The following is a 2,568-nucleotide window of genomic DNA, read 5'->3' on the forward strand; positions in this document are numbered from 1 at the left end:
GGGCGCACCTTCAGCCGACGGGCTCCAGGCGGATGACGGGGAATTTCCTGGAGGTGTTCTTCTCGTACTCGTGAGCGTCGGGCCAGTAGGTCGACCAGATGCCGTAGAGCCGTTCCCAGTCAGGTGAGTGCGGCCGGATGACTGTTGTCCGTACTCGCAGGGTGCGGTCGCCGTCCTCGATGGTTGTTTCTCCCGGACCGGCTTCGATGTTGCCGACCCATAGGGGGTCGGTCGGAGCGCCTCCCATGGAGCCGCAGATGAGGAAGGCATGCTCATCAGTGGCGCTGACAAGAGGTGTCACGTATTCCTTGCCGCTGCGGCGACCGGAGTGGTGGAGTAGCACGAGCCGCTTGCCCTCGAAGGGACCGCCGACCGTTCCGTGATTGGCGCGGAAGGCGTTGATTATTTGGTCGTTGAGGTCAGAGCCGTTGTCTGCCATAGCGTTTTTCCTCTCTGTGTCTTCGTTCTTCGGTCTTGTTGTTGGTACTCGGGTGCTAGATCTCAGCCGATCGTGCGTGGAGATACTAAGCGGACTATACCCCGCTTAATGTTCTCACGTAAAGTTCCACCCATGAGAGAGCTGCCACAGGTAGGGGACAAAGCCTCCCGGTGGCCGGACCGATGCGATCCGTAACCGGCGTCAATTACTTTCGGCGGCTGCAGAATTCGTGACTCAGGTGGGCGCGGAGAAGGTCACTATGGATGGCCTGGCCTCCTACTCGGGCCTGGGAAAGGGCACCGTGTTCCGGCACTTCGGCAGTCGCGCGGGAATCTTTCGAGCGCTTCTCGACGAGGAGGAGCGAGAGTTGCAATCGGCGGGGCGGTGCTGTTCTACGTGACCGACGACGACCGTGCCGGCCAGCAAGTCGAGCGGTTGGTTCGTACGGCCGGCTTCGAGCCGGTGAAGGTCGGCGGGCTCGAACAGTCGGGTCGACTCGAGGTTGGCGGCGACCTTCACGATCTCGTAGTCGGTCCCGCAGAGGCGCTGTCATTGATCGGTGGGAACTGATCGCTTCACCGCTCCGGCAGGAGAATCTGTAGCCGATGATGCGACTCGTATGTGACACATGACTCGACTCATCACAATGGTGGAGCTAAGGGGACTCGAACCCCTCTCTTGACCAGGGAAAACGCCGTCTCAGCTGCGGTTTCGTTCCGTCTCGGTCCGGTTCAGTCCCGCTCGTTACCTGCGGTTTCGCTTTCGGGTCTTGACGGCGTCAAGAGGGCGACGTTCTACTGCCGCATGTGGGATGCGCCGCCGATGTACCACACCTGGCCGTTGATCCATTCCGCGTCGTCGGACAGGAGGAAGGCGATGACGGCGGCCAGGTCGGCGGGGCGCCCGAGGCGGGTGGTTTTGGCGGCGATGAGGAACATCTGCTGCAACTGCTGGTCATTCTGGCGTTCCTGAGTTTCGCCCATCACCAGACCAGGCATCACAGCGTTGCACCGGATGCCTTTGGCGCCCCAGTTGTTGGCGACGTGGCGGGTCAGCTGATTGACCGCGGCCTTGGTGGCGTTGTACGCAATGTGCATGGGATCGGTACCCAGGGACCCCCCGGATGAGGTGTTGACGATGCTGCCGGCCCCTTGTTTGAGCAGGTGCGGTAGGACTGCGCGGGTGGTGCGGACGTAGCCGAGCAGGTTGACGTCCAGGGTCCGGTGCCAGACGTCGAGGTCGGTGTCGAGCACGGTGGTGTCGCGCCCCAAGTTGTTATCGGAGAGGTCGGCGCCGACGTTGTGCAGCCCGTGAATTGGGCCGAATGCGTCGATGGTGCAGTCGACCAGGTACTGGATGGATTGTTCGTGGGCGAGGTCGAATTCGACGGCGATGGCGCGACCGCCGGCCGTGGTGATGCGTTCGACGGTGGCCTTCGCCCCGGTGATGTTGATGTCACCGACGGTGACAAACGCTCCTTCGCTGGCGAGACGTTCGGCGGTGCCGGCGCCGATACCGGTGGCTCCGCCCGCGACGATGAAGGTCTTGCCGTCCAGTCCGCGCATGTCTCTCCTGTGGGTGTGGGGTCGGATCTCAGATTCAGCAGTGGGCGACGCCGAGGTCGACCGAAACCGCCGACGCGGTAACGAATCTCGATTCGTCGGAGGCGAGCCAGGCAACGGCGTCCGCGACGTCTTCGGGTTGGGCGATTCCTTCGGGAAGTAGCGGTTTGTGCATGCCCTGCAGATGCGGGTAACTGTCGGCGGCGGTTTGAAGGGCTTCTCGCATACGGCCGGTGCCCATCGGGGTGGCGACCGCGCCCGGGTGCAGGCTGTTCACCCGGATGTGGTGGCGTCCGAGTTCGGCGGCGAACGCGCGTGCCATTCCGGTGATGGCGTGCTTGCTGGCGGTGTAGTGGACCATGAAGGCCTGCATCTTCACTCCGGCCGCGGATCCGATGAGGATGATCGAGCCTCCATGGCCGCCGTCGATGATGTGGTGTGTTCCGGCCATGACGGTGTTCCAGGTGCCGACGACGTTGGTGTCGATGGTGTCTTGGAAATCTTGTGCGCTGATCTGGTCCCACGTTGCGGGGCAGCAGATTCCGGCGTTGGCGACGATGACGTCGA

The 2,568-nt window shown here is 62.9% G+C and carries 5 protein-coding genes; 2 read left to right on the forward strand and 3 right to left on the reverse strand.

Features of this window, described 5'->3' with window-relative positions:
• Nucleotides 1-10 precede the first annotated feature (10 nt).
• Complete coding sequence (locus VNW74_RS06490) at nt 11-439, reverse strand: nitroreductase/quinone reductase family protein (RefSeq protein ID WP_325675780.1); 429 nt, start codon at nt 437-439, stop codon at nt 11-13.
• Between the two features lie 187 nt (nt 440-626).
• Between VNW74_RS06490 and VNW74_RS06495 the strand changes: the two genes are divergently transcribed.
• Together VNW74_RS06495 and VNW74_RS06500 are read left to right on the forward strand one after the other, a co-directional pair.
• Complete coding sequence (locus tag VNW74_RS06495) at nt 627-839, forward strand: TetR/AcrR family transcriptional regulator (protein WP_414686612.1); 213 nt, start codon at nt 627-629, stop codon at nt 837-839.
• Entirely contained in the window at nt 824-1,009 is a 186-nt protein-coding gene (locus tag VNW74_RS06500) for a hypothetical protein (RefSeq protein ID WP_325675781.1), read from the forward strand. The genes VNW74_RS06495 and VNW74_RS06500 overlap by 16 nt, the downstream gene beginning before the upstream one ends.
• A gap of 224 nt (nt 1,010-1,233) precedes the next feature.
• Here VNW74_RS06500 and VNW74_RS06505 read toward each other — a convergent pair whose 3' ends face one another.
• Both VNW74_RS06505 and VNW74_RS06510 read right to left on the reverse strand, forming a co-directional pair.
• Nucleotides 1,234-2,004 carry an SDR family oxidoreductase gene (locus tag VNW74_RS06505; protein ID WP_325675782.1) on the reverse strand — a complete coding sequence of 257 codons (771 nt, stop codon included), beginning with the start codon at nt 2,002-2,004 and terminating at the stop codon, nt 1,234-1,236.
• A gap of 34 nt (nt 2,005-2,038) precedes the next feature.
• Nucleotides 2,039-2,568: SDR family oxidoreductase (locus VNW74_RS06510; RefSeq protein WP_325675783.1), on the reverse strand; the 530-nt coding region annotated here is incomplete at its 5' end.

This window comes from Mycobacterium sp. (genome assembly GCF_035570115.1).
Classification (GTDB): Bacteria; Actinomycetota; Actinomycetes; order Mycobacteriales; family Mycobacteriaceae; genus Mycobacterium.

Excerpts from the sequence above, each read along its gene's own strand:
- VNW74_RS06505 (WP_325675782.1), bottom strand. The coding sequence starts at position 2,004 with ATGCGCGGACTGGACGGCAAGACCTTCATCGTCGCGGGCGGAGCCACC.
- VNW74_RS06490 (WP_325675780.1), bottom strand. The coding sequence starts at position 439 with ATGGCAGACAACGGCTCTGACCTCAACGACCAAATAATCAACGCCTTC.